The organism is Acinetobacter sp. YH12064 (assembly GCF_013419735.1).
Lineage (GTDB): Bacteria > Pseudomonadota > Gammaproteobacteria > Pseudomonadales > Moraxellaceae > Acinetobacter > Acinetobacter amyesii.
On sequence record NZ_VOZP01000020.1, the window covers coordinates 64,204 to 87,100 of the forward strand.

The window sequence follows — 22,897 nt, forward strand, 5'->3', positions numbered from 1 at the left end:
AAGCGTTTTTTATTTATAGCTGTCCAATTTTAAGTATTTAAGCCAAAGCCATATACATATCTTGATGCGGAATACCACAATCTAAATATTCATCACCTTCAACAACAAAACCCAACGCTGCATAAAAAGGGATAGCATGCACTTGTGAAGATAGTTTTAAATATTCACGTTGCTCTAATGTCGCTTGTTGAATGATGGCTTGCATCAAGATTTTACCAATCCCCTGACCGCGATGAGCCTTTAAAACAGCAACACGGCCGATACTGTTATTTTTCAACAAACGAGCAGTTGCAACAGCTTTTATCCCATCATGAACAATAAAATGCAGTGAAATCGCATCTTCTGCATCCCACTCATCCGCGGGCGATATCTGCTGTTCTAAAATAAAGACCTGTTCACGTATCGGTCGAGCTGCAGATGCCAGTTGCTCCCACGGTCCGAATTGAATATTTAACTGCTGCATCCCTTCATCCTTTAGCATTTACAGCCAATATCTTGCTGGTCCCATTGATCATTCAACAATAATTCTAACGAATGCTTTTGAATGCCATACATGTCTTTTAAAGCTTGAATCTGTGCCAATACCGCTTGATCAGGTTCGACATAGTCTGCACGTTTGGTTGCCAAGATCATTTTATTTTTACTGGTATGTTCAAGTGCCACAAATTCAAAGACTTTGGTTTCATAACCATATGCTTTTAATAAAAGTGCACGAATCGTGTCGGTGAGCATTTCTGCTTGCTGGCCTGCATGAATACCAAATTGCAACATCGGTGCAAGTACTTGCGGCGCTTTCAATTGCGGACGCAGTTCTTTATGACAACACGGCGCACACATGATCATTTGCGCATTTAATCGAATACCGGTATGAATCGCAAAGTCCGTTGCCACATCACAGGCGTACAGTGCAATCATGACATCTAAGCGCTCAGGCGCATATGTACGAACATCGCCTTGGAAAAAATCCAGTTGGCTGAAATTCGACTGCTGCGCAACGCTTTGGCAAAATTCCACCATTTTCGGATTTAGCTCAACCCCTGTCACTTTAGGCACTTGCTGGTGTTTTGCTAAATAATCATATAATGCAAAAGTCAGATAGCCTTTACCTGAACCAAAATCCACGACATGTAGAGATTGATCGCTCTCTTTGATCTGGCTTAAAGCGCCTGAAAAAATTTCTACAAATTTATTAATTTGTTTCCATTTACGTGCCATGCTCGGAATAATTTGTGCTTTTGCATCCGTAATACCGAGTGGCTGTAAGAAATAACTGTTTTGATCGACATAGCGATGTTTCGCTCGATCATGTCCTTGCTGCTCCGTAGGAATTTTCCCTAAGGCTGGCTGCTTTTTGCTGATGCTTAGCATCGCTTTCTTTTTATTTTTTTTGAGCTGAATTTCTTCATCCAAGGTCATCAGGTTGGCTTGCTTACAACAACTCAATAAACTTTCGACTTGTTGATATGCGGATGCGATTGGATAGTTTTTGGTGATGTCTTGGGTTTTGTAACGATATAAACAGCTGAGAAATGACTCACCTTGCAGCGAAATGACTCGCAAGGTCATTTTTTCTAATTGGTCTAATTCACCTTTATACTGACTCAAGATCATGCGATCAAAACGCTGTGTTTCAATGGCTTGCTGAAAGGCTGCTAAAAATTGCTGCTCTTGCGTAGAGGGAGAAGCCAAAGATGACATAATATAAACCTAGATAAATTTGCAAAACAATTTTAAATCTTCTTACACCAAAAGCAAAATTGAATTACTATACATATGTATATTTAAATTATTATAAAAGATACGTTATGAATGCTCCCCATCTTTTAGCTTATGACCCAGCTGAAGAAAGACTGAATTTCTATACCCATGCTTTCGGTGCGGCTTTGTCTGCCATCGCAGGTATCCTACTGATTTTAAAAGGCTCCTACCTTCCAACTGGACAATGGCTTGCACTTTGGGTGTATGCATTCAGTATGCTGTTATTGTTTTCAGCATCGAGTCTATATCACTTCGCAGAGTCTCCTGAGCGCCGTGGTTGGTACAAAAAACTCGACCATACTGCAATCTATTATCTAATTGCAGGTACTTACACCCCGTTTCTGGCAATCGCACTGCCTACCGCAAAAGCGCATTATTTACTCATTGCACTGTGGGTGATTGCCGCAATTGGGACACTATTCAAATTAATTTTCATTCATCGTTTTCAAAAGATTTCGTTGATTGCCTATTTGGTGATGGGATGGCTTGCAGTACTGGTAATGGATGATATGCAACGCTTTTTATCTGATCAAGCTTTAACCTACCTGATCATTGGCGGGCTATCTTATACAATCGGTGCATTGTTTTATGCCTTAAAAAAGGTAAGATATACACACGCTATCTGGCATATTTTTGTATTGATAGGTGCAGGATCACATTTCCTGTCGATTTATCTCTACGTGATATAACCCACTGACACTGCATTCTTTAGTGACCCTAATTCCGCAGTTCGTAAGTTGGTATTTCGTATTTTTTTAAGAAATTACGCCTTTTTTAAAAAGATTACGCTTTTAAAACTAAGTTCAATTATTTTTAGTAAGTGTAAGGTCCACCATGGCGTCTTCAAGTGCTGCTGCCACTGAACAGCAACCAACAAATTCAAAATTCCGCGTACTTACAGCAAGTCTTGTAGGTACCACAATCGAGTTCTTCGATTTCTACATCTATGCAACTGCGGCTGTAATTATCTTCCCGCATCTGTTCTTCCCTGCAAGTACAGATCCAACAACCGCAACGATTCAATCTCTAGCAACGTTTGCAATTGCCTTTATTGCTCGCCCGATTGGCGCAGCATTCTTTGGCCATTTAGGTGACCGTATCGGTCGTAAAGCCACATTGGTTGCCGCACTCCTCACCATGGGGATTTCGACGGTATGTATCGGCTTGCTTCCAACCTATGCTCAAATTGGTATCGCTGCTCCGCTCATGCTTGCGCTTTGTCGTTTAGGTCAAGGTCTTGGTTTAGGTGGTGAATGGTCAGGTGCCGTTCTGCTTGCAACTGAAAATGCGCCAGAAGGCAAACGTGCTTGGTATGGTATGTTCCCACAATTGGGCGCGCCAATCGGCTTTATTCTTGCAACAGGCTCATTCTTGACCTTAGGTCACTTCATGTCTGAAGCTGAGTTTATGCAATGGGGCTGGCGTATTCCATTCATTGCAAGTGCTCTATTGGTTATTGTCGGTCTGTGGATTCGTTTAAAATTACATGAAACACCAGCGTTCCAAAAAGTATTGGATAAGCAAAAAGAAGTAAATATTCCGTTCAAAGAAGTGATCACTAAGCACTGGGGGATGTTAATTCTCGGTACGATTGCCGCGATTTGTACATTCGTTGTGTTCTACTTAACTACAGTATTCGCTTTACAATGGGGTACAACGCAGCTGGGTTACACACGTGAAGAGTTTTTAAAACTTCAACTGGTTGCCACACTTTGTTTTGCTGCTTTCATTCCACTTTCTGCTGTATTTGCTGAAAAATTTGGTCGTAAAACAACTTCGATTGCGGTGTGTGTTGTATCTGCATTGTTTGGCTTAGTCTTCTCAAGCATGCTTGAGTCTGGCAGTACTGCGATGGTGTTCTTATTCCTATGTATCGGTCTTGCGATCATGGGTTTAACCTATGGTCCAATTGGTACGGTATTGTCTGAAATCTTCCCAACGTCTGTACGTTACACAGGTTCAGCTTTAACCTTTAACATGGCAGGTATTTTTGGTGCATCTTTCGCGCCATTGATCGCAACTAAACTTGCAACTGGCTATGGTTTATATGCAGTAGGTTACTACCTGACTGCAGCATCAATCCTTTCATTGATCGCGTTTTTAATGATTCGCGAAACCAAAAATGATGATGTGAATAATCAGGTTTAATCTGATTCAATAGCAAAAAAAGCCAGCGATATCGCTGGCTTTTTTTATGTCTCAAATTGAGTCAAAGACTAATTATTTCTCTGTAGTGACGGCATTTCGATTTAATTCATGAATGCAGCTTAGATCCCACTAAGTAGCAATACACCTTATCTGTTCCAAGACACTGTCATTCACTCAACTTCAAACAGCAAATGTTTAATGGCACGGTTCAATTTTATTAACAAAGCAAGGTCTGTAGCTCTTCATCAAGAGGAACAGTCACCAAACCGTTTAGCGATAATGAACGGTAGTTTTTGATTAAACCAACTCGATAATATCAATGGTCGGTGGCACAAGAAAACGAAAAGGTACCCCAACCATGCCCGTACCAACAGTGACAAAGACATCTGCATTGTCATGCTGATATAGCCCTTTTTTATGACCTAAAATCGACACTTTTTTCATTACATAATCGGTCAACCACGGCAGTTCTACTTGTCCACCATGCGTATGACCCGATAACATCAATGGTCGTCCTGGCAGTTTAGGTACCATATCGACGGTATCTGGATTATGCGACAAAATGATCCAAGGCTTATCCTGTGGCAATTCTGGCAAATAGCGCATATCGGCTTTACCAGCCCATAAGTCCCCAACGCCTAATAAACGAAACTCATTAAACTCAACCACCTGCCCTTCGATATCCACCACATGATTACTTTCTAATGCATGTTTTAACAGCGCTTGAATAGGCGGACCGGGATATTGCTCATCATGATTACCATTCACCGAATAAATTGGAGCAATAATTTTTTTCAGTACAGCCAGTTCTTCAGCCAACTTATTTTCAGGTTCATAAGTCCAATCCCCTGCAACCACGACCAAATCAGGATTTTGTGCATTGATTTTATCGACGATCATTTTTAACTGACGTTCATGGCCCGAAAATAAACCAATGTGTAAATCACCAATTAAAGCAATGCGTACAGGCTTTAATAATTGTCGTGTTTCATGCAATTGATATTGGCATTTTTTTACCTGAATCATGTGCGGCTCGATAAATCGGGCATAGCATAAAAGGCCCGTAACAGCACCGACAAAAATCGCTTCATGCAGTGAATAATAACCACTCCAGCCTGCATAAAAGCTAAAGAAGAATAAAGGGATAAGTAAATACGAAAGATAAAATGCCAACAAATGTACGAAGGCTTTAAACGGATGAATCGTTTCCGTGCGCGACTGACTTAACCAAGCTTGGGAAATTGCCCAAACGCCCAGCACAGCCAACCCGATATAAAAATACATCACTACGGAATCTAATTCCCACATACATTTGCTCTACAATTTGCCTAACGAGAAAACTCGGTCACTATATTTATCTTTTCACAGCTGACACTTATACTCAAATCAAATTTTTTAGTATGTCTAACAGTATGAACTCAGCTACACCGAAACAGCAAAATTTGCCCTTCATACACAACCACACTAAGGCGGTTTTGCTGAGTTGTAGCCTTGTTTTGACTTTATCTGCATGTAGTACCTTGCCTAAACAGCAAACTCAACCTGTGGAATATGCCTTTAATACTCCCACTGACGATACTAGCCTTGCCAAAATTGTGCTGCCGCTACGTGAACAAAATCCCAACTTAACCGGTTACCACGTTCTGTATGACCCATTAGAAGCCTTAGCGGCTCGAATCGAGCTAATCAATAAGGCCGAAAAAAGTTTAGATCTACAATACTATATTTGGGATAACGACAAAATTGGTGCTTTGGCCCTACATGCCATGATCAAAGCTGCTGATCGTGGGGTCAAAATTCGTTTATTGGTCGATGACAATAATGCCAAAAAAATGGAAGGCATTTATATGGCACTCGACCAACATGCCAATATTGATGTCAAACTGTATAATCCCTACCGCTTCCGACATTTCCGCCCTGTCGATATGGTACTGGATCTAAAACGCATCAACCGCCGTATGCACAACAAAAGCTTTATTGCAGACAATCAAATTGCTCTGATTGGTGGTCGCAATATGAGTAACCAATACTATAACGTCAGTGATAACTATCAATTTTCCGATGTCGACGTCATGCTAGTCGGTGCGGCATCCGATGAAATCATTCATTCTTTTGATGAATATTGGAATGATGACTATGCCTTTCCAGTACGCCGATTGGTCAATCCACGCCACTATAGCTTGCGCTTTGACAGTCTCAAACAACAACTCGATGACTATAACCAAGAAGCCACTGTGGTCAATTATTTGGACTTAGCTAACCGTTCACATGCCTTTGATGACTGGCTCAACAATAAAATCCAATTTGACTGGGTTAAAGCCGAAGTGGTCAAAGATTCCCCAAGCAAAATCAAATCTAAGGCTAAAAAAGAAGAGCATCTCAACTTTCAGCTGCTCAACCGTTTAGATAAACCTGAACAAAGTGTCGATATCGTTTCAGCCTACTTTGTCCCAGAAAAAAAAGGGGCTGAACGCCTAAAAAACCTCAGTGCCGATGGCGTGAAAGTCAGAGTTTTGACTAACTCATTCCAGGCCAATGACGTGCCATTGGTTCATGCTTTTTATAGTAAATATCGCCAAGATCTATTGGAACACGATGTTCAACTCTATGAGTTTCTGTCTAGACCTGATGCAGAAAATCTCAATACCAATACCAAAGAGCTCGCTGAAAAAGCTAAAGTCAGTCTGAAGGGCTTAAGCCGTTCGAGCTTACATGCCAAACTGATGGCAATTGATGAAAAACAAGTCTTTATCGGCTCATTTAACTTTGACCCTCGCTCAGCATATTTAAATACTGAAATTGGGGTATTACTGAATAGCCCACGCTTAGCCAAAGCAGTCCACTACACCATGGATGAAAATTTGAGTAAATATGCCTATAAGTTAGTGCTCAATGCAGACCAACAGATCAATTGGAAAATTAAGCTGTCAAATGGTCAAACGCGTATTTATCCACGTGAACCGAAAATCAAGTGGTGGCAAAAAGCAGGGGTGAAATTTATCTCTTGGTTGCCGCTCGAAGGCTTTATGTAAGGATTATGCTGCAAAGGCATCCCCTTGCAGCCTGAATCATTAATTCATTAAGCTTCAACTGGAACTGGTGCTTTAAGGACTTTGGCTTGAAGTTCTGCCAATCCTTGATTCATTTTTTGCTGCACTTCTTGTGTCAGACTGTCAACAGTATGACCTGCCGAATCAATTGCGGGCAATGTCATCAGATGCGCTGTGACTTTCGGCATTTCTAAGACATTTTTGACATGTCGATCAAAGCTAATGTCTCCGACATAGGGCGCAATATTATCGAGTTCACCGTCCTGATTCACATAGCAAATTAAGCAAATTTGGACTGGACGTTCGGCTTCAATTGCCGCACCTAAAATACGACCATGAATTTTTTTAATTTTGCTGCCATCTGAAGTGGTGGCTTCTGGGAAAAAGAGTACCGGCGTATCTTGTTTTAAGAAGCCTGTAATTTGTTCTTTAATTTTAATCGAGTCGCCAGAGCCACGCTTAATAAATAAGGTGCCACCGCCTTTCGCCAAATTACCCAGCACTGGCCATTTTTCAATTTCAGCTTTCGCCAAAAAGAAAACACGTGCGCCAGAACCCAAAACTGCCACATCTAACCATGAAATATGATTACTTACCCAAAGGGCTGGTTGACGTGGAATTTCGCCATGCACTTTGACTTCAAGATTGAATACTTTGCATAACTTGCGACAAAAATACTGCACATAGCGGGTATTTTGCGGGTTATTCGGGTCTTTATACAATTGATGACGATAAACCAAATAAAAACCCTGCGTCACGGCAACAGCTGCTGCACCGACTTTTTTACAATACAAATAAAATTTTGAAAACACATTAATTTGCGGTGTATTGACGATTTGAGGTTGATTCATAAACGGTTCACTAAAAGGACACGGTGCCACAATTTGGCGTAAATTTTCATCATCATATACCGAAGACAGTTTTTTTGCATTGATCATAAAAACCGAAGTCGAAGATAATATTTTCCCATTTTAATCGTTTTTAAAAATCAAATATTGTTTTTATATCGGTTTTAAAGGTAAAAATTATGAATCATTCATATTCAGACAATCCCCCTATTTCTTCATGGCAAGCGTTAAAAGCCATTGCTGGTTTTTCATTGATATATGTGAGTGTGCTTTTCTTATTGGCGCTGAGCTTTCGAAGCTCTCTCTAATTGAATAGCACGACATACAGAACTTAGCCATTAATCCCTCACTTAGATTAACCCTCGCACTGCATTTTCGCCTAAAATGAATCTTTAAACAGGAGTGTGTGCTGAGTGGAAAATTTAAATCAACATCAAGCGAGCGGTGAACGCGTAATTTTAGTCAGTGTGGCAGTACAAATGCTTGCAGACCTTGATGCCGAAGAATTCCACTTACTTACTCAATCTGCAGGTGCCAATATTCTGCAACATGTGCATGCTCAGCGTATTAAGCCTGATGCCAAATTATTTATCGGCTCAGGGAAAGCTGAAGAAATTGCAGAAGTAGTCGCAGAATATGAAGCCGAATTGGTCATCTTTGACCATGCCCTCACCCCTGCCCAAGCACGTAATCTTGAACGCATCATGCGTTGTCGTGTGGTCGATCGTACAGAATTAATTTTAGATATTTTTGCCCAACGCGCACGTACCTATGAAGGTAAATTGCAAGTTGAATTGGCCCAATTACAACATATGGCTTCACGACTGATTCGTAGTCGTGGCGATCTCGATAGCCAAAAAGGTGGGATCGGCCTACGTGGACCGGGTGAAACGCTGCTGGAAACTGACCGTCGGCTACTCAAGCTCCGTATGGGACAACTCAAAGCGAAACTTGAGAAAGTCCGCCAAACACGTATGCAAGGTCGTGTGGCACGTCAAAAAGCTGCTGTTCCAACCGTGTCATTGGTGGGTTATACCAATGCGGGTAAATCGACCTTATTTAATAATTTAGCAAAAAGTGATGTCTATGCAGCAGACCAACTTTTTGCGACACTTGACCCAACTTTACGCCGTCTACATTGGGATGGCATCGGCAACTTAGTTCTCGCAGATACTGTAGGTTTTGTGCGTAATTTATCGCACTCACTGGTCGAGTCGTTTAAAGCCACCTTAGAAGAAACGTTGGAGGCGACCTTATTGTTACATGTCATTGACTCCAGCAGTCCTGACATGATGGAACAAATCGAGGCTGTCGAAAAAGTACTGAAAGAAATTGGTGTCGATGTTCCGATTCTGCGCGTTTATAACAAAATTGATGTCAGTGGCGAAGATCCTAAAATCATCTATGGCAAGCCACATCAGCCGGAACGTGTCTATGTCTCAGCACATAGTGGTAAAGGTCTTCCCTTATTACGCCAAGCGGTTCAAGAATGCTTAATGGGACAGATTCAAAGCTTTGAAGTCCGTCTAAAACCGGCTTATGGCAAATTAAGAACACAACTGTATGCGCTCAATGTGATCCAAAATGAAAGTTATGATGAACAAGGCAACTTAATTTTGCACGTCATCATTGCCCCGCATAAGTTGGAACAACTGATTAAACAGGCGCATTTACCCATCGAAGAAATCTTGGGAACGCGTGCGCAACAATTTCAACGTCCACTTGAAGAATTTGAAATTAAAGACTAAATCGGTTAAAACTTGATTAGTATAATTTTAACGAAAGACAAAAATGGACTGGATCAAGCGCATCGACTGGAAAGCCTGGATAGGCACTATTGCATTAATTATTATTTTCCGTGAAGGCGCGGTCTGGGTCATGAAGCAATTCAATCACCCAGAATTAGGCAATCTAGTCGGTTTGATTAGCCTCTTGATCGTGCTTTCATTTTGGAGAAAATTCAACAAAATTCCAGCCAGTTTGGTCGATACCAATAATAAAATCATGAAAGAAAGTGCCTTTGCCTTCCTACCCATTAGTGCAGGCTCATTGCTAATGATGATGCATTTAGGCGATGAAATTCCGATGTTTTTGATTGTTCTCTTTGTCAGTACCCTCATACCGCTATGGGTCTACGCAAAAATGTCTAAGAAATGGCTATAGGAGAATCAACATGCTTTCAATCATCTCTGGATTCATCATTACCCTGATCGCCTATCTTGTCGCAAAACCTATTAATAAAAAATTACCGCAAATCCCCGTGATTGTGATTGGGATGTTTTTCGTCATTGGTATGCTCTATCTTTTTGGCATTTCCTATGAAAGTTATATGGCACACGTGAATCCACTGTTCAATAACTTACTCGGCTATGTCACAGTGGCCTTGGCCATTCCTTTAGCAGCGATGCGCTACGATGACTTGCCATTAAAAGCCGTGGGCGGGATTTTAGTCTTTGCCAGTATCAGTGCCGTTGCCCTCCCTATGGGGCTGGCTTATTTGCTGCATTTGTCAGATCCAACCATTATGGCTTTTGCTACACGGGCAGTGACCACCCCTATTGCCATCAACATTGCCACGCTGCTGCATTCCCCGATTCCTTTGGTTATTTTGATTGTGATTTTATCAGGGGTGATTGGTGCAGCATTTTCACCCATCATACTTAAAAATATTCATGATGAACGTGCATCAGGACTCGCCTTAGGACTTGCTGCACATGCGATTGGCACAGCTCAAGCTTGGCAGCGCGGCAGCATTGCTGGGCGCTATGCGGCATTTGGCATGGCGGTAAATGCAGTCTTCACAGCAATCTGGTTGCCAACTTTCATACTCTATCTACAAAATATGTGACTGAGCAATCACTTTTAAATGATTGTTTTGTATAAAAAATAAACTTAATATAAATTCTAGGGTACACCACAACACATTGAACGATGTGCTGTGGATGTTACATTTTTGGTAAAGGCACTTTTGTGCAACATGTCAACTTTCCCGAATAAAATGTAAATATTTATGCTTAGAGTAGTTGCTCTAAGTTCAGATATTACCTAGTATGATCAATAAACCCTCACAAAGTGTATTGATAAAGGATTATTAATATGATCGAAAAAAGTTTGAAATGGGCTGCATTATTCGGTGCTGTAGTAACAAGCTCTGCACTCTATGCTCAAGATCTTACAGGGACTTGGCAACAAATTGACGATAAAACCGGTTCGCCTAAAGCACTGATCGAAATTCGAAAAGATGCCAAAGACACCTATACCGGCAAAATTGTCAAAGTGACGCCACGTCCGGGTTATACACCAAAGGAAAAATGTGTGAATTGCCCTGCACCTTATACCAACCAGCCTATTTTAGGGATGGATGTATTTAAGGGGCTGAAACTTGAAAGTGAAAATACCTACTCTCAAGGAAAAATTATTGATCCTTTAGCAGGCAAAATTTACAGCTTAAAAGGCAAAATTTCTGCCAATGGTAAGCGCTTACATTTACGTGGATATCTGGGGATTTCCGCGATTGGTCGTACACAGACATGGATTCGCGTTGAATAAATTTTAAATTTATTCAGTAAATTGATTTGATATAGGTGAACCACCTACAGGGAATATCTGATGAAAAAATTAAAAGTGAGCCTCTTATTCTTAGCTGCTGTAATGAGTGGTTCAGCTTTTGCTCAAGACCTTTCAGGGACTTGGCAACAAATTGATGATAAAACAGGTTCACAAAAAGCCATTATTGAAATCCGTAAAGAAACTAATGGTACATTCGTGGGTAAAATCATCAAAGTGACGCCGCGTCCGGGTTATACGCCACGTGACACCTGCGTAAACTGCCCTGCACCTTATAAAAACAAACCGATTTTAGGCCTTGATGTGTTAACTGGTTTAAAACATGTTGAAGGGACCAATAATTACGACAAAGGCCGTATTATTGACCCACTATCTGGCAAAATTTACGACACAAAAGTTCGCTTAAATGCCAGTGGAAAACGTCTCACGCTACGTGGCTATATGGGTGTTTCAGCACTCGGTCGTAGCCAAACTTGGATTCGCCAAGAATAAGCTCAGTGTCATAAAAACCGCCATGTTGGCGGTTTTTTTATGCCTAAGATATTCAAATTATTTTAAAAATAAAGTTGACTATTCTCGTAAACTTTCTAACATACGTGCTCATAAATCACGCTTCTAGGGGAAAAGCGATTATGTTTAAAAAAATATTATTCAGCCTATGCACATTCGGTTTGATGAATGGCGCATTTGCAAATGACATTGCTGGCACGTGGCAACAAATTGACGATAAAACAGGAGCGGCCAAAGCGATTATTTCGATTCACAAAGAATCCAATAATACCTATACCGGTAAAATTATTAAAATTACACCACGTCCTGGCTATACACCACAAAAAAACTGTAATAAGTGCCCTGCGCCTTATACCAACCAACCGATTCTCGGCATGGAAATTGTTAAAGGTTTAAAGCAAATTAATAATACGAATAATTATGAAAAAGGTCGTATTATCGACCCTCTTTCTGGCAAGGTTTATGATGCTAAAGTGCGCTTAAACAGCACAGGAAAACGTATTTCGATCCGTGCAAGTATTGGCGTTTCAGTCTTGGGCCGTAACCAAACTTGGATTCGTTTAGACTAATCCTCACACCAATAAAAAGCCGCATCAATGCGGCTTTTTTATTTTTAAATACTTACATTACAGGATTATCGACAGCAAACATGTGCTGATCTTCTAAACGATAGGCCATCAACTGATTGCCCCAGACACATCCGCCATCCACATTTTGGATTTTTGCTGAAATGCTTTTTCCTTGTAAAGCAGCCCAATGACCAAAAAGAATTTGATGGGTCTGCGCTGCTTGTGACTCAAACTCAAACCATGGTTGAAAACCCTTCGGCATAGGGTCATCGAGTGAATCCTTAAAACTGAACTCTAATCGACCTTCTGCATCGGTTAAGCGCATGCGGGTCAAATAGTTGGTAATACAGCGTAAGCGCGCATGACCCGACAAATCATCCGACCATAGGTTTGGCTCTTTACCGTACATCACTTGAAGAAACGCATCAACCACATCAAAGTCGTCATGACCAATCACCGCTTCCACTTCTTTTGCCAAGTCTGCGGTTTGCTGCGCAGTCCAATTCAAAGGAATACCCGCATGAGTCAAAATGGTTTGCTCATTCGGAAATAGACACAGCGGCTGCTTGCGTAACCAATCAATCAAATCATCACTTTCTAAAGCGTGAATCACATCATCGATATTGTCTTTAGGATTGATATCCTTAATACCACGAGCGCATGCCAGCAAAGTCAGATCATGATTGCCCAGTACCGTCGCCGCAACTTCACTATCCACTAATTTTTTGATGAACCGCAAAGCGCCTACCGAGTTTTCACCCCGTGCGACGAGATCACCGGCAAACCATATAAAATCTTGGTCTGCATCAAACTTGATCTCTTTCAGTAAAGCTTTTAATGCTTCAAAACAGCCTTGAACATCACCAATGACATAGTTATAGCGAATATTGCGAGTCATAATTATTAAGCCACCATTTGATCTGCTAATGCGACAAATTCTGCAAGTGTTAGGGTTTCAGGACGCGCCATTGGATCAACCCCTGCATTTTCAAAACCATCTTCAACCAACATGCCTTTTAAGCTGTTACGCAAGGTCTTGCGGCGCTGAGTAAAGACATGTGAAACCAAACGCGCAAGCGCTTTTTCATCTTTCGCCACAATCGGTTTAACGGCATAAGGCTCTAAACGGAATACCGCAGAGGTGACTTTTGGCGGCGGATTAAACGAACCCGGCGGAACTTCAAATAAAAACGTCGGTTTGCAGAAGTATTGAATCATCACCGATAAACGACCATATTCTTTAGTATTCGGTGAAGCGGTAATACGGTCCACGACTTCTTTTTGCAACATGAAGTGCATGTCTTTCACTTTGTCACCAAACTCTAAGAGATGGAAAAGTAGTGGTGTTGAGATGTTATATGGCAAGTTACCAACCACACGCAGTGGACGGCCTTCTTGGAATAATTCAGTAAAATCGTATTTTAACGCGTCAGTTTCAACAATGGTTAAACGTTCAGGATGTGGCACACGACCCGGTAAACCTGCGGCTAAGTCACGGTCCAGCTCAACCACAGTTAAAGCATCACATTCACCAATTAAAGGAGATGTAAGCGCAGCAAGACCGGGACCAATTTCGACAATATTGTCACCTGTACGCGGATTTACCGAACGTACAATTTTGGCAATAACACGTTGATCATGTAAGAAATTCTGTCCAAACCGCTTACGCGTGTGATGCCCTTCATCTTTTGGGTTTAGGGCATTAATTTGATACATAAAATTCTCCGCATAGGTTTATTACAACGATTACTGACTTGATTCAAATTCACTCAAGCGAGCAAAAATTTCTTCTGACTTGGTCACATTATCCCGAGCCGCTTTAATTACACTGAGCAATGGCTCTCTTTGTTTCAACAAAGCCATTGTTTCAGATTTCATCATTTCTTCAGTTTCAGCCTGAATGGAGAGCAAACTTTCGCGCATTTCAGCATTGTTTACGCGCTCTACACCCAGTTCGGGATTACCATTCAGTTGAGCCTTCAAATAAATATTGAAAGTTTCAAAATCTTCTAAAAAGTCATCTAAATCGTCTGGATGAATAGAATTCACATCAGTTAAATTCAGCATAGAATTCAACACCCGTCCCACAATATAGACTTGATTTTTAGCAATCATTGCTTGAATAGCTGAATTGTTTGCTCTAGCCATCATATCAGCCAGAAGGTTATATTCAGCTTGAATACCTGGAATGGTTTCACTTACAAGAATTTGATATTCATATAGCGCACTCAGGCTATTTTGATGCTGTACAAGCAGATCAATATTAGCATTGATTGCCTGTCCATCTTGAAGCATTTTATCAGCACCATCACGATTCGCATATTTTTTATGCACCGCAGTCAGCGCTTGATTAAATTTTTGCTGATTATGTTTAAAGCCATCCACGGCAGCCGGTGATGCAAAACGTATAAATCCTTCCGTCTGTTTTGGAATTTGCAGCGATAATACTTTTAATTCACAAGAATGATGATCTGTAGCGAGCGTTGAGCATGCTGACAGCATCAACGCTAACGCAATCCCAAAAAATGGGCGAATGATCGATTTCGCCCTAAGCATCTTGTTATTTTCCTGTTTTATTTTTGATAATTTTTTACTATTATTCATATAAAATTCAAACCTTTATTATTAAGTTTCGTTATTTTTCGCACGTGCTAATTCTAAAGCCAAGTCAACCGCCACCTGTAAACTCGAACTTTTAGCAAGACCAGTTCCAGCCAGTGACAGTGCTGTGCCGTGATCCACTGAAGTCCGAATAAATGGTAAGCCCAAAGTGATATTGATGGCTTCGCCAAAGCCCTGCGACTTTAACACAGGTAAGCCCTGATCGTGATACATCGCCAAAACCGCATCGGCATCTTTTAAATTTTCAGGGGTAAATAAGGTATCAGCAGGTAAACTCAGGCTCATATTCACCCCTTGAGCGCGATAACGCTCTAGCACCGGATTGATCACTTCAATCTCCTCCATGCCCAAATAACCATCTTCACCCGCATGCGGATTTAAACCGCAGACTAAAATATGCGGATGATCTTTTTTAAATTTGGTTTTTAAATCATGAATCAAAATATCAATGACCTGATGCAAACGTTCTTGAGTAATGGCATCCGCAACATCACGAAGCGGTAAATGTGTTGTTGCCAATGCGACACGGAGCGTTTTGGTCGCAAGCATCATCACGACACGATCAACGCCTGCAAATTCTTGATAAAACTCCGTATGTCCGCTGAAATGGATACCGGCATCATTAATAATCGACTTTTGCACAGGTGCAGTTGCAACACCTACACTTTTGCCAGACATCGCATAATCTGCAGAACGACGTAATTGTTCCAACACATAGGCTGCATTATTCACATCTAACTGACCTGCAATAACAGGTGTAGTTACAGGTACATGTTCCACATAAAGCTGACCTAGAGCTGCCGAACCCTCCTGCCCAACATAGTCAATCAGTTCAACTTCGAGCTTTAACTGTTGAGCACGCTTGAGCAGCAAATCTTTATCAATAAGAACCACAAGTGGCCTTTCATCTATTCGATTGGCTAAGCTCAAACAAATATCAGGTCCGATACCTGCGGGTTCACCGCTCGTGATATATAAAGGCAGCATGGGTCTATCCTGTGTGTGCAATAGCATTATTATACTGTGTGATGCACATGACAGACCTAATTTTATTGACTAAAAATATCGGACTAAAACTCAAAAATAACCGCGTTGTGCGACATTGTATGGAATGAAATCGAAAGCAAAACCTGAAATGCCAATGATCCAAATCAGTGCAATAAGAATTACAATGCCGCGCTGAACGGCCGGTACATGCTGCGGGTAGTTCGTTATCAGCCAAAAAAACATACCGCCCACAAGCAATAATCCAATCAACAGATAAACCAATAAATAACTAAGGAAAAATAAAGTGAGCATCATTAACAAAACGATGATTGCGCCATCCGCCCCATGCAAAGACACCAAATACAAAAAAGTTGGGCTTAAAATCAAGGTGCTACATAAGCCCATTAAATACCACCAATGTCGCCAAAATAAGGGGTCAAATGTGGTTTTTAACAGATTAGAATTCGACATGATTTACATTCACCCGCTTTTTTTATAATTTCTGGATTATCTCCTGTTTATTGCTGAAGAAATATACTACAATACAGCGCTTGAAATTTTATATTTTCATTTGTGATTCTTCACGTATTCGTATAGAATCGCGTCTCCTTTTGTTTGGACAGCTTCCATAGTCCAAACCAACTATAATAGGTAGTGGTTTAATGAAAACTCTCAGCGCTAAGCCAGCTGAAGTTCAACACGACTGGTACGTTGTTGATGCTTCTGGCAAAACTTTAGGTCGCCTTGCGACTGAAATCGCTCGTCGTTTACGCGGTAAGCACAAAACTTCTTATACTCCTCACGTTGACACTGGCGACTACATCGTTGTTATCAATGCTGAGCAAGTTCAAGTGACTGGTAAAAAATCACTTGATAAGAAATATTATCGCCACACTGGTTTCCCTGGTGGTATTCGTGAAACTAATTTCGAAAAATTAGTTGCTCACAAACCAGAAGAAATCTTCGAACGTGCTGTAAAAGGCATGTTGCCAAAAGGTCCTCTTGGTTATGCAATGATCAAGAAAATGAAAGTGTACGCTGGTACTGAGCATCCACATACTGCTCAACAGCCACAAGTTTTGGACATCTAAGGGATACAGCACATGGCTACTAACTATGGTACAGGTCGCCGTAAGACCGCAACTGCACGTGTTTTCCTATCAGCTGGTACTGGTAAACTCGTAATCAACAACCGTTCTTTAGAACAATATTTCGGTCGTGAAACTGCTCGTATGGTTGTTAACCAACCACTTGAGCTTTTAGAAGCTACTGAGAAATATGACCTTTACATCACTGTTGCTGGTGGTGGTATCGGTGGTCAAGCAGGCGCTATCCGTCACGGTATTACTCGTGCATTGATTGCTTCTGACGAAACTCTTAAACCTGCTCTTCGTCAAGCTGGTTTCGTTACTCGTGATGCTCGTGAAGTTGAACGTAAGAAACTTGGTTTACGTAAAGCTCGTAAACGTCCTCAATTCTCTAAACGTTAATTCGTTTACCGAATCGGACAAAAAACCTTGGCTTATGCCAAGGTTTTTTTATGTTTAATTTTTATGAAGATGATGCAAAAAGAATAATGATCCGATAAACAAAGAGACTCAAACTCGCAATTAAGCATATAACCGACAATATTAGTGTAATTGTACAGATGGTCATTTTGCTTTTTTGTTCTTGGCTATCATCCTCTACTCCATAATCAGAGGCATAACCTCCAGCGAGTGCCGTATAAAAGCCAATGCCCATAAAAATAACAGCAGCTAAAAATAATAATTTTTGTACAAGTGCAATGGTCATCATGCGGTGACGATCAGGTAAATATATGACATGAAAAGCTATCAGATAAAATCAAATAAAACAAAACTGTAATTTTCACTGTTGCTGCATTGATATTGCTAAAGTCTCCGTGATTTTACTGTCTAATTTTAGTATCCTATCTTATTCATTTCTCATCGTCTCGGATTATGTCAGTCGAAAATGCACCTCTCCAAGGGATTACGCTTTACAGTCATGCGGATGACTTTCGCTCACACTGGATACGCTATGTACTTGCAGAGAAGCAAATCAAACATAATTTAATTATTGCTGATGATGAAGACGAAGATCTTGCGAGTTTAAATCCCTACAATCAACTTCCGATGATGATTGAAAATGGCCTAAAACTCTATAACAGCAGTATTATTGCCGAATATCTAGATGACCGATATCGTCAAAATAAACTGTATGCAGATGCACCCATGCCTCGTGCAGAGCAACGTCAATATGTATGGCGCTTCGAACAAGATTGGTTAAGACTTGCCGATATTATGCTTCGCCATCCCGACACCCTCGATGAAAAAGCCAAGCAAAAAGCACAAAAACAATTACGTGATACACTCATTTCACTAACCCCCTTGTTTCAGCATTATCCTTATTTTATGTCTGAACAATTTAGCATGTTAGACTGTATGCTCGCGCCTATATTTCTGCGCCTAAAAGCCATGGGGATTGAGCTTCCCAAACAGCAATGCCGCCCTATATTTCTCTATTGCCAACGCATCTTTAGCCGTCCTGCATTTATCAAATCGATGACATTGCAGGAAAAAAATCGCTATAGCGAGCTTTTAGCAAAAAATTAATTTCCCATAAATATTCGAGTAAGCATTATGTCTGAACTGGAACTACAACTCACTCCAACGCGTCCGTACTTAACACGGGCACTTTATGAATGGATTTGTGACAATCAACTTACACCGTACCTACTTGTTGATGCGACACAGAATGGTACGATGGTGCCAGTTCAATATATCCAAGATGGCCAAATTGTCCTGAATATCGCACCTCATGCAACGCATGCGCTACACATGAGCAATGAGACGATTACTTTCTCTGCACGCTTTGGTGGCGTTTCGCAAAACCTCTATATCCCCTTTTCTGCTGTTCTAGGTATCTATGCACGTGAAAATGGTCAAGGCATGTTCTTCGATCCTCAAGAATATGAAGGTATTCAGAATGATCAAAATGCTTTAAAATCAAACGACCAAGAACAACAAGAGCAGCCGAAGAAAAAACCAGGTTTAAGGTTGCTCGATTAAAGAATAAGGAAGCGAATAATGGCTTTTGATTTAGTACAATATTTTGTCGAACAAATAGAATCTCAAAAGCCTACGCTTTTAAGTCATTTAAATCGTGAAGAAAAACGTCAACATATACGTGAAATCAATGCATTAACTTTAGGTGAATTGATTCATCAGCTCCGCAATAATGCTCAAAAGATTTATCAAGAAATTACTCAGCCTGATGAACTCTATATTCAAGAAGTTTCACGCCATCTGACCACCAATCCATCGAATGCATCAATATTAGAACGCTCTGAACTTGAACACCTAACAACTGAAATTTTTCATTTACAATTAAATGAATTAAAGCAACTTCATGATACCGGCTCACACTCACCACAAAGCATTCAAGAATTACTCAATGGACAAATTGAGCACCTTTCTGGTCAAGCGGATGATTGGGTTTGGTCAACAAACAACCTAACAGAGCTTCTTGGTTCTAAACCAAATCTGCAAGAAGAGATATCATTAGAAGCATCAATGAAGGAGTTCAATCAAATGGTTAATCAACAACATACTCAAGAAGATGTGACAACTGAAGTACAAGTTCCAACTTGGTCAAAAATTGTAGAGCCTATTGTTGCAGTGGTGATTTTATGGATTTTGGCATCTGCAGCTTGTAAAATTTTTTCTTAAGTAGCTTCATTTGTCTAAATCAATGACCTGCTTTTTAAGCAGGTTTTTTTAAATCGAATATTCTAAATTACACGCCTTTAGATCACTTTTTGTTTTCTTTATGTAAATCGGTCAGCTTTATTCTGCAAAAATTGAGTTTTGTCACACCATTTACAAAATATTACATTTGAATTTTTGGTAAATTTTATATCAAAAATAAAGTTCTAAAATACATAAAAAATATATATAGCAAATTAAATCACATTTTTTAAATCCTAAAACTTAACGCTATATTTAGAAAATATTATCCTTTTAAAGCAAAAAATTAATTTTATTGCAAAGCCCCTTACGCTTCCTATAATTAAATTATGTAGTTAAAAACGCTAGTTTAATTACCTAAATACCTACAAATAATAATCATGTATAACCTAAAAGAGGGGCATAAAAATGGCTAAAGTTTCATTAGAATCACTCACAACAATCGACGGTTTTCATGCAGCGGCACTGGTAGACGGTGAAAGTGGCCTAGCTATGGCGACACAAGGCGGTGGAGATATTGATTTAGAATTAGCAGCTGCTGGAAATACTGAAGTGGTTCGCTCCAAAAGACGTGTTGCTCAGTCACTCAATTTAGATGATCACATTGTTGATATTTTAATTACCTTAGGAAAGCAGTATCACTTGATTCGTCCACTGGAAAATAATGAATCCGTATTCTTATATTTAGTACTTGATCGTGCCAAAGCAAACCTAGCCATGGCTCGACACGAATTAAAAACCTATGAAAAAAACTTAGATTTTGCTTAATTTCACCCAACCCTCTTATGCCAATAAGAGGGTTTTTTATTCCCAAAATGTTTTACAGATTTGAATAAAATTAGTCGAGGAACACCATGAATAAGCAATATATCAATATCGGCATTGCTGGATTAAGTATTCATGATTCAGATCAACTCAAACATCAGCTTTACGCAATTTTTCCACAGCACTTTAATATCCAATGGAAAAGTGCATCTGATGTGAATCTCGATTGCTTATTTATTCATGAGCGTTTTTTTGACACCGAAGGAATTCAAAAAATATTAACGCGCCGCGCTTTACCTTGGCTCAAGATCTCGAAAGACTACCAACAATCTGGGCGTGTCAGAAATAATACGCTGTTCCTACCCGTGGATGACAATCAAGAGCTCAATCAATGGATTGATAAACATCTCGTCAGCCATAATGGCCTTAATGAATCCATAGAGCATGCACAAAAATGTCAAACTCAAAGCTTTAGCGATTTTAATTTGGAAGATGATTACTTCAAAAAAATGTATGCAGAAGATAACCATGAAAAATTACACCTATATGATGATCTAGGTACAATAGCGGTAATCGATACCGCGCAAAATATAGCTTGGCTCAACCTCGAGCGTCAACTTCAACACACAGATGCTAGTTTTAAATATGATTTCGCATCAATTGAAGATATGACCCATGTAAGTCGAAAGCACCCCGTCATCCTTCAAGACTGGATATGGAATCTATTTTGGCAAACTCCGAATTTTTACCAAACAGTTCCTGAAGATGGTCATTTTCGAATTTTAAGCTGGCCAAAACCTGCTGAACATTTATCTCATAAACAAATTTTTCAACTTTCTGCATGCTTTATCCAGGGCGCAAAGATATCAACGATTGCAGAACAATATGATATACCCCTCAGCACCGTTCGACAGTTCATTGCTGCGAATATGGCATCACTGAATATTAAAAAAATAAATCTTTGGGATAAACATTACACGCCACCTGAAAAGCATGAAACAACAGAACAAAAGAACTTTGTGCAAAACTTCTTTCGTAAATTACGCCGTAAATTTGGATTTTAGAATAGGACATCAAACATGATTCTTCAGCAATATAAAATTGTTTTTGCTGGTTCTATGGGTGCTGGAAAAACTGAAGCGATCCGTTCACTTTCGGATATCCCTGTTTTACTTACTGAAGCGCTTAACACTGACCAAACCAGCCATCAAAAACTCGAAACCACAGTGGGTATCGACTACGGAGAAGTGACCTTAGAAGATGGTTTAAAAATAGGTTTATATGGTACCCCTGGACAAAGTCGTTTTGATTTTATTTGGCCTGTGATTTGTCAAGGCGCAATCGGTGCAATTATTTTGATTGATCATAATGTTAATGATCCCCTAAGTGAACTCGAAAGCTACTTAGAAACCTTCCAAAACTATACAGATAACATAGCCATTGGAATTACCCATACAGACGAAATCACAAGTTCGACAAATACTGCTATCTACAAAGATTGGCTGATTAGTCAGGACTTATATTCGCCCCTATTCTTTATTGACTGTCGCAAAAAATCTGACGTTTTACTGCTACTTGAAGCTTTAATTACCTCAATCGAAGTAAATCACTACATTACCGCATAAGGAGCTATTAATGTTTAATGTCACAAAACGCACCGCTTCGAATGAGTTAATACAACATGCCCATGAACAAATAAATAATATTATTAACAATGCACGAGGCGTTCATTTCATCATGGTGTGTTCAACAGATGGATTTGAGCTAACAAGTGTTTACAAACGTGGGCAATATAACAATAGCAAGTTAGCTGCGGTTAGCAGCTCTATCCTTGCAATGGTATCAGCATTTATCAAAGAAATTCATTTAGTTGGTTGTCAAAATATAACCTTAGATGCCGAAAATGGAAAAGCGATACTTGCATCAGTCTCTGCGCAAAATTACCCCATGATTATTGTGGCGTTAACAGACAAAGATATTTTATTAGGCCAAGTCTTATATATGCTTAAAGCTGCAACGCAATCAATTATTTCAGCGGATCAATAAACTTTATAGAAATATTGAAGACTATTAACTTTATATTTGATTCATAAATATTCATTTATTCGTCACTTTAACTTATTCATTTTCCTATTCTATTCTTCTGCTTTTCTTCTTCCCTCTTTTCCTTCCCGCATAAAAAAACACCCCCTGGACTAGTCAGGGGGTGTTTTGAATAATGAGCTGGCGATGACTTACTCTCACATGGGTAACCCCACACTACCATCAGCGCTAAGAGGTTTCACTTCTGAGTTCGGGAAGGGATCAGGTGGTTCACTCTTGCT

At 40.0% G+C, this 22,897-nt stretch carries 28 protein-coding genes and 1 rRNA gene; 18 read left to right on the forward strand and 11 right to left on the reverse strand.

Annotated features, from left to right (window positions below):
• Window positions 1-37: 37 nt before the first annotated feature.
• Together FTU13_RS16115 and FTU13_RS16120 are read right to left on the reverse strand one after the other, a co-directional pair.
• Entirely contained in the window at window positions 38-463 is a 426-nt protein-coding gene (locus FTU13_RS16115) for a GNAT family N-acetyltransferase (RefSeq protein ID WP_257226696.1), read from the reverse strand.
• A gap of 11 nt (window positions 464-474) precedes the next feature.
• On the reverse strand, window positions 475-1,698 hold the full coding sequence (locus FTU13_RS16120; RefSeq protein ID WP_180128818.1) for an SAM-dependent methyltransferase: 1,224 nt from the start codon (window positions 1,696-1,698) through the stop codon (window positions 475-477).
• Window positions 1,699-1,805: 107 nt separating this feature from the next.
• Here FTU13_RS16120 and FTU13_RS16125 point away from each other — a divergent pair, with 107 nt between their 5' ends.
• Both FTU13_RS16125 and FTU13_RS16130 read left to right on the forward strand, forming a co-directional pair.
• Window positions 1,806-2,447, forward strand: a complete 642-nt coding sequence (locus FTU13_RS16125; RefSeq protein WP_180011623.1) for a hemolysin III family protein — start codon at window positions 1,806-1,808, stop codon at window positions 2,445-2,447.
• Between the two features lie 145 nt (window positions 2,448-2,592).
• Window positions 2,593-3,906 (forward strand): MFS transporter, encoded by a 1,314-nt coding sequence (locus FTU13_RS16130; RefSeq protein ID WP_111885003.1) that lies wholly within the window; start codon window positions 2,593-2,595, stop codon window positions 3,904-3,906.
• 297 nt (window positions 3,907-4,203) lie between these two features.
• Here FTU13_RS16130 and FTU13_RS16135 read toward each other — a convergent pair whose 3' ends face one another.
• Window positions 4,204-5,214, reverse strand: a complete 1,011-nt coding sequence (locus FTU13_RS16135; protein WP_180011627.1) for a metallophosphoesterase — start codon at window positions 5,212-5,214, stop codon at window positions 4,204-4,206.
• A 104-nt stretch (window positions 5,215-5,318) separates the two neighbouring features.
• Between FTU13_RS16135 and FTU13_RS16140 the strand changes: the two genes are divergently transcribed.
• Window positions 5,319-6,938: a phospholipase D family protein gene (locus FTU13_RS16140; RefSeq protein ID WP_257226695.1), complete on the forward strand. Its 1,620-nt coding sequence runs from the start codon at window positions 5,319-5,321 to the stop codon at window positions 6,936-6,938.
• A gap of 47 nt (window positions 6,939-6,985) precedes the next feature.
• Here FTU13_RS16140 and FTU13_RS16145 read toward each other — a convergent pair whose 3' ends face one another.
• Window positions 6,986-7,807, reverse strand: a complete 822-nt coding sequence (locus tag FTU13_RS16145; protein ID WP_180026730.1) for a 1-acyl-sn-glycerol-3-phosphate acyltransferase — start codon at window positions 7,805-7,807, stop codon at window positions 6,986-6,988.
• Window positions 7,808-8,217: 410 nt separating this feature from the next.
• Between FTU13_RS16145 and hflX the strand changes: the two genes are divergently transcribed.
• The 6 genes from hflX (at window position 8,218) to FTU13_RS16175 (ending at window position 12,450) form a co-directional block, all read left to right on the forward strand.
• Window positions 8,218-9,552: a ribosome rescue GTPase HflX gene (hflX, locus tag FTU13_RS16150; protein ID WP_180128815.1), complete on the forward strand. Its 1,335-nt coding sequence runs from the start codon at window positions 8,218-8,220 to the stop codon at window positions 9,550-9,552.
• 43 nt (window positions 9,553-9,595) lie between these two features.
• A complete protein-coding gene (locus FTU13_RS16155) occupies window positions 9,596-9,967 on the forward strand; it encodes a hypothetical protein (RefSeq protein WP_078190105.1) in 372 nt (123 codons plus the stop codon).
• Between the two features lie 10 nt (window positions 9,968-9,977).
• A complete protein-coding gene (locus tag FTU13_RS16160) occupies window positions 9,978-10,652 on the forward strand; it encodes an LrgB family protein (protein ID WP_180077471.1) in 675 nt (224 codons plus the stop codon).
• A 248-nt stretch (window positions 10,653-10,900) separates the two neighbouring features.
• Window positions 10,901-11,353 (forward strand): DUF2147 domain-containing protein, encoded by a 453-nt coding sequence (locus FTU13_RS16165; protein ID WP_180024995.1) that lies wholly within the window; start codon window positions 10,901-10,903, stop codon window positions 11,351-11,353.
• Window positions 11,354-11,413: 60 nt separating this feature from the next.
• Window positions 11,414-11,863: a DUF2147 domain-containing protein gene (locus tag FTU13_RS16170; RefSeq protein WP_180102447.1), complete on the forward strand. Its 450-nt coding sequence runs from the start codon at window positions 11,414-11,416 to the stop codon at window positions 11,861-11,863.
• A 140-nt stretch (window positions 11,864-12,003) separates the two neighbouring features.
• Entirely contained in the window at window positions 12,004-12,450 is a 447-nt protein-coding gene (locus tag FTU13_RS16175) for a DUF2147 domain-containing protein (RefSeq protein ID WP_078194271.1), read from the forward strand.
• A 52-nt stretch (window positions 12,451-12,502) separates the two neighbouring features.
• Here the strand turns inward: FTU13_RS16175 and FTU13_RS16180 are convergent, their stop codons facing one another.
• From FTU13_RS16180 to FTU13_RS16200, 5 genes are all read right to left on the reverse strand, one after another.
• The gene (locus FTU13_RS16180) at window positions 12,503-13,348 is read right to left on the reverse strand and encodes a symmetrical bis(5'-nucleosyl)-tetraphosphatase (RefSeq protein ID WP_180128813.1); all 846 of its coding nucleotides are present in this window, start codon (window positions 13,346-13,348) and stop codon (window positions 12,503-12,505) included.
• Between the two features lie 5 nt (window positions 13,349-13,353).
• On the reverse strand, window positions 13,354-14,166 hold the full coding sequence (gene rsmA / locus FTU13_RS16185; RefSeq protein WP_180128812.1) for a 16S rRNA (adenine(1518)-N(6)/adenine(1519)-N(6))-dimethyltransferase RsmA: 813 nt from the start codon (window positions 14,164-14,166) through the stop codon (window positions 13,354-13,356).
• A 30-nt stretch (window positions 14,167-14,196) separates the two neighbouring features.
• The gene (locus tag FTU13_RS16190; RefSeq protein ID WP_180128811.1) at window positions 14,197-15,006 is read right to left on the reverse strand and encodes a pilus assembly protein PilJ; all 810 of its coding nucleotides are present in this window, start codon (window positions 15,004-15,006) and stop codon (window positions 14,197-14,199) included.
• A gap of 69 nt (window positions 15,007-15,075) precedes the next feature.
• Window positions 15,076-16,059 (reverse strand): 4-hydroxythreonine-4-phosphate dehydrogenase PdxA, encoded by a 984-nt coding sequence (gene pdxA / locus FTU13_RS16195; RefSeq protein ID WP_180092545.1) that lies wholly within the window; start codon window positions 16,057-16,059, stop codon window positions 15,076-15,078.
• 90 nt (window positions 16,060-16,149) lie between these two features.
• On the reverse strand, window positions 16,150-16,530 hold the full coding sequence (locus FTU13_RS16200; protein ID WP_180128809.1) for a hypothetical protein: 381 nt from the start codon (window positions 16,528-16,530) through the stop codon (window positions 16,150-16,152).
• Between the two features lie 191 nt (window positions 16,531-16,721).
• On the opposite strand from FTU13_RS16200, the gene rplM reads away from it, so the two are divergent.
• The gene (gene rplM, locus FTU13_RS16205; protein WP_004722943.1) at window positions 16,722-17,150 is read left to right on the forward strand and encodes a 50S ribosomal protein L13; all 429 of its coding nucleotides are present in this window, start codon (window positions 16,722-16,724) and stop codon (window positions 17,148-17,150) included.
• Window positions 17,151-17,162: 12 nt separating this feature from the next.
• Window positions 17,163-17,549, forward strand: coding sequence for a 30S ribosomal protein S9 (rpsI, locus tag FTU13_RS16210; protein WP_078190115.1), 387 nt, complete (start codon window positions 17,163-17,165; stop codon window positions 17,547-17,549).
• A gap of 61 nt (window positions 17,550-17,610) precedes the next feature.
• Here the strand turns inward: rpsI and FTU13_RS16215 are convergent, their stop codons facing one another.
• Window positions 17,611-17,856 carry a hypothetical protein gene (locus FTU13_RS16215; protein ID WP_180128808.1) on the reverse strand — a complete coding sequence of 82 codons (246 nt, stop codon included), beginning with the start codon at window positions 17,854-17,856 and terminating at the stop codon, window positions 17,611-17,613.
• Window positions 17,857-18,020: 164 nt separating this feature from the next.
• On the opposite strand from FTU13_RS16215, the gene FTU13_RS16220 reads away from it, so the two are divergent.
• The 7 genes from FTU13_RS16220 (at window position 18,021) to FTU13_RS16250 (ending at window position 22,619) form a co-directional block, all read left to right on the forward strand.
• The gene (locus FTU13_RS16220; protein WP_078194277.1) at window positions 18,021-18,674 is read left to right on the forward strand and encodes a glutathione S-transferase N-terminal domain-containing protein; all 654 of its coding nucleotides are present in this window, start codon (window positions 18,021-18,023) and stop codon (window positions 18,672-18,674) included.
• A 27-nt stretch (window positions 18,675-18,701) separates the two neighbouring features.
• On the forward strand, window positions 18,702-19,130 hold the full coding sequence (locus FTU13_RS16225; protein WP_180128807.1) for a ClpXP protease specificity-enhancing factor: 429 nt from the start codon (window positions 18,702-18,704) through the stop codon (window positions 19,128-19,130).
• Between the two features lie 18 nt (window positions 19,131-19,148).
• The gene (locus FTU13_RS16230) at window positions 19,149-19,790 is read left to right on the forward strand and encodes a hypothetical protein (RefSeq protein WP_180128805.1); all 642 of its coding nucleotides are present in this window, start codon (window positions 19,149-19,151) and stop codon (window positions 19,788-19,790) included.
• A gap of 426 nt (window positions 19,791-20,216) precedes the next feature.
• Entirely contained in the window at window positions 20,217-20,576 is a 360-nt protein-coding gene (locus FTU13_RS16235) for a roadblock/LC7 domain-containing protein (protein WP_180022868.1), read from the forward strand.
• 86 nt (window positions 20,577-20,662) lie between these two features.
• Window positions 20,663-21,637 (forward strand): hypothetical protein, encoded by a 975-nt coding sequence (locus FTU13_RS16240; protein ID WP_180128804.1) that lies wholly within the window; start codon window positions 20,663-20,665, stop codon window positions 21,635-21,637.
• A gap of 15 nt (window positions 21,638-21,652) precedes the next feature.
• Window positions 21,653-22,198, forward strand: coding sequence for an ATP/GTP-binding protein (locus FTU13_RS16245; protein ID WP_180128803.1), 546 nt, complete (start codon window positions 21,653-21,655; stop codon window positions 22,196-22,198).
• 10 nt (window positions 22,199-22,208) lie between these two features.
• Entirely contained in the window at window positions 22,209-22,619 is a 411-nt protein-coding gene (locus tag FTU13_RS16250) for a roadblock/LC7 domain-containing protein (RefSeq protein WP_180128801.1), read from the forward strand.
• Between the two features lie 175 nt (window positions 22,620-22,794).
• On the opposite strand, the gene rrf is transcribed toward FTU13_RS16250, so the two are convergent.
• A 5S ribosomal RNA gene (rrf, locus tag FTU13_RS16255) occupies window positions 22,795-22,897 on the reverse strand; the annotation flags it as partial.

Bases quoted from the DNA above. Each gene is read 5' to 3' on its own strand.
- FTU13_RS16155 (WP_078190105.1), top strand. From the start codon at position 9,596: ATGGACTGGATCAAGCGCATCGACTGGAAAGCCTGGATAGGCACTATT.
- FTU13_RS16235 (WP_180022868.1), top strand. From the start codon at position 20,217: ATGGCTAAAGTTTCATTAGAATCACTCACAACAATCGACGGTTTTCAT.
- FTU13_RS16160 (WP_180077471.1), top strand. From the start codon at position 9,978: ATGCTTTCAATCATCTCTGGATTCATCATTACCCTGATCGCCTATCTT.
- pdxA (WP_180092545.1), bottom strand. From the start codon at position 16,059: ATGCTGCCTTTATATATCACGAGCGGTGAACCCGCAGGTATCGGACCT.
- rsmA (WP_180128812.1), bottom strand. From the start codon at position 14,166: ATGTATCAAATTAATGCCCTAAACCCAAAAGATGAAGGGCATCACACG.
- FTU13_RS16215 (WP_180128808.1), bottom strand. From the start codon at position 17,856: ATGATGACCATTGCACTTGTACAAAAATTATTATTTTTAGCTGCTGTT.
- FTU13_RS16180 (WP_180128813.1), bottom strand. From the start codon at position 13,348: ATGACTCGCAATATTCGCTATAACTATGTCATTGGTGATGTTCAAGGC.
- FTU13_RS16115 (WP_257226696.1), bottom strand. From the start codon at position 463: ATGCAGCAGTTAAATATTCAATTCGGACCGTGGGAGCAACTGGCATCT.
- FTU13_RS16190 (WP_180128811.1), bottom strand. From the start codon at position 15,006: ATGCTTAGGGCGAAATCGATCATTCGCCCATTTTTTGGGATTGCGTTA.
- FTU13_RS16145 (WP_180026730.1), bottom strand. From the start codon at position 7,807: ATGAATCAACCTCAAATCGTCAATACACCGCAAATTAATGTGTTTTCA.
- FTU13_RS16125 (WP_180011623.1), top strand. From the start codon at position 1,806: ATGAATGCTCCCCATCTTTTAGCTTATGACCCAGCTGAAGAAAGACTG.
- rpsI (WP_078190115.1), top strand. From the start codon at position 17,163: ATGGCTACTAACTATGGTACAGGTCGCCGTAAGACCGCAACTGCACGT.
- rplM (WP_004722943.1), top strand. From the start codon at position 16,722: ATGAAAACTCTCAGCGCTAAGCCAGCTGAAGTTCAACACGACTGGTAC.
- FTU13_RS16175 (WP_078194271.1), top strand. From the start codon at position 12,004: ATGTTTAAAAAAATATTATTCAGCCTATGCACATTCGGTTTGATGAAT.
- FTU13_RS16250 (WP_180128801.1), top strand. From the start codon at position 22,209: ATGTTTAATGTCACAAAACGCACCGCTTCGAATGAGTTAATACAACAT.
- FTU13_RS16230 (WP_180128805.1), top strand. From the start codon at position 19,149: ATGGCTTTTGATTTAGTACAATATTTTGTCGAACAAATAGAATCTCAA.
- FTU13_RS16140 (WP_257226695.1), top strand. From the start codon at position 5,319: ATGAACTCAGCTACACCGAAACAGCAAAATTTGCCCTTCATACACAAC.
- FTU13_RS16130 (WP_111885003.1), top strand. From the start codon at position 2,593: ATGGCGTCTTCAAGTGCTGCTGCCACTGAACAGCAACCAACAAATTCA.
- FTU13_RS16225 (WP_180128807.1), top strand. From the start codon at position 18,702: ATGTCTGAACTGGAACTACAACTCACTCCAACGCGTCCGTACTTAACA.
- FTU13_RS16245 (WP_180128803.1), top strand. From the start codon at position 21,653: ATGATTCTTCAGCAATATAAAATTGTTTTTGCTGGTTCTATGGGTGCT.
- FTU13_RS16120 (WP_180128818.1), bottom strand. From the start codon at position 1,698: ATGTCATCTTTGGCTTCTCCCTCTACGCAAGAGCAGCAATTTTTAGCA.
- FTU13_RS16135 (WP_180011627.1), bottom strand. From the start codon at position 5,214: ATGTGGGAATTAGATTCCGTAGTGATGTATTTTTATATCGGGTTGGCT.
- FTU13_RS16240 (WP_180128804.1), top strand. From the start codon at position 20,663: ATGAATAAGCAATATATCAATATCGGCATTGCTGGATTAAGTATTCAT.
- FTU13_RS16220 (WP_078194277.1), top strand. From the start codon at position 18,021: ATGTCAGTCGAAAATGCACCTCTCCAAGGGATTACGCTTTACAGTCAT.
- FTU13_RS16165 (WP_180024995.1), top strand. From the start codon at position 10,901: ATGATCGAAAAAAGTTTGAAATGGGCTGCATTATTCGGTGCTGTAGTA.
- FTU13_RS16170 (WP_180102447.1), top strand. From the start codon at position 11,414: ATGAAAAAATTAAAAGTGAGCCTCTTATTCTTAGCTGCTGTAATGAGT.
- FTU13_RS16200 (WP_180128809.1), bottom strand. From the start codon at position 16,530: ATGTCGAATTCTAATCTGTTAAAAACCACATTTGACCCCTTATTTTGG.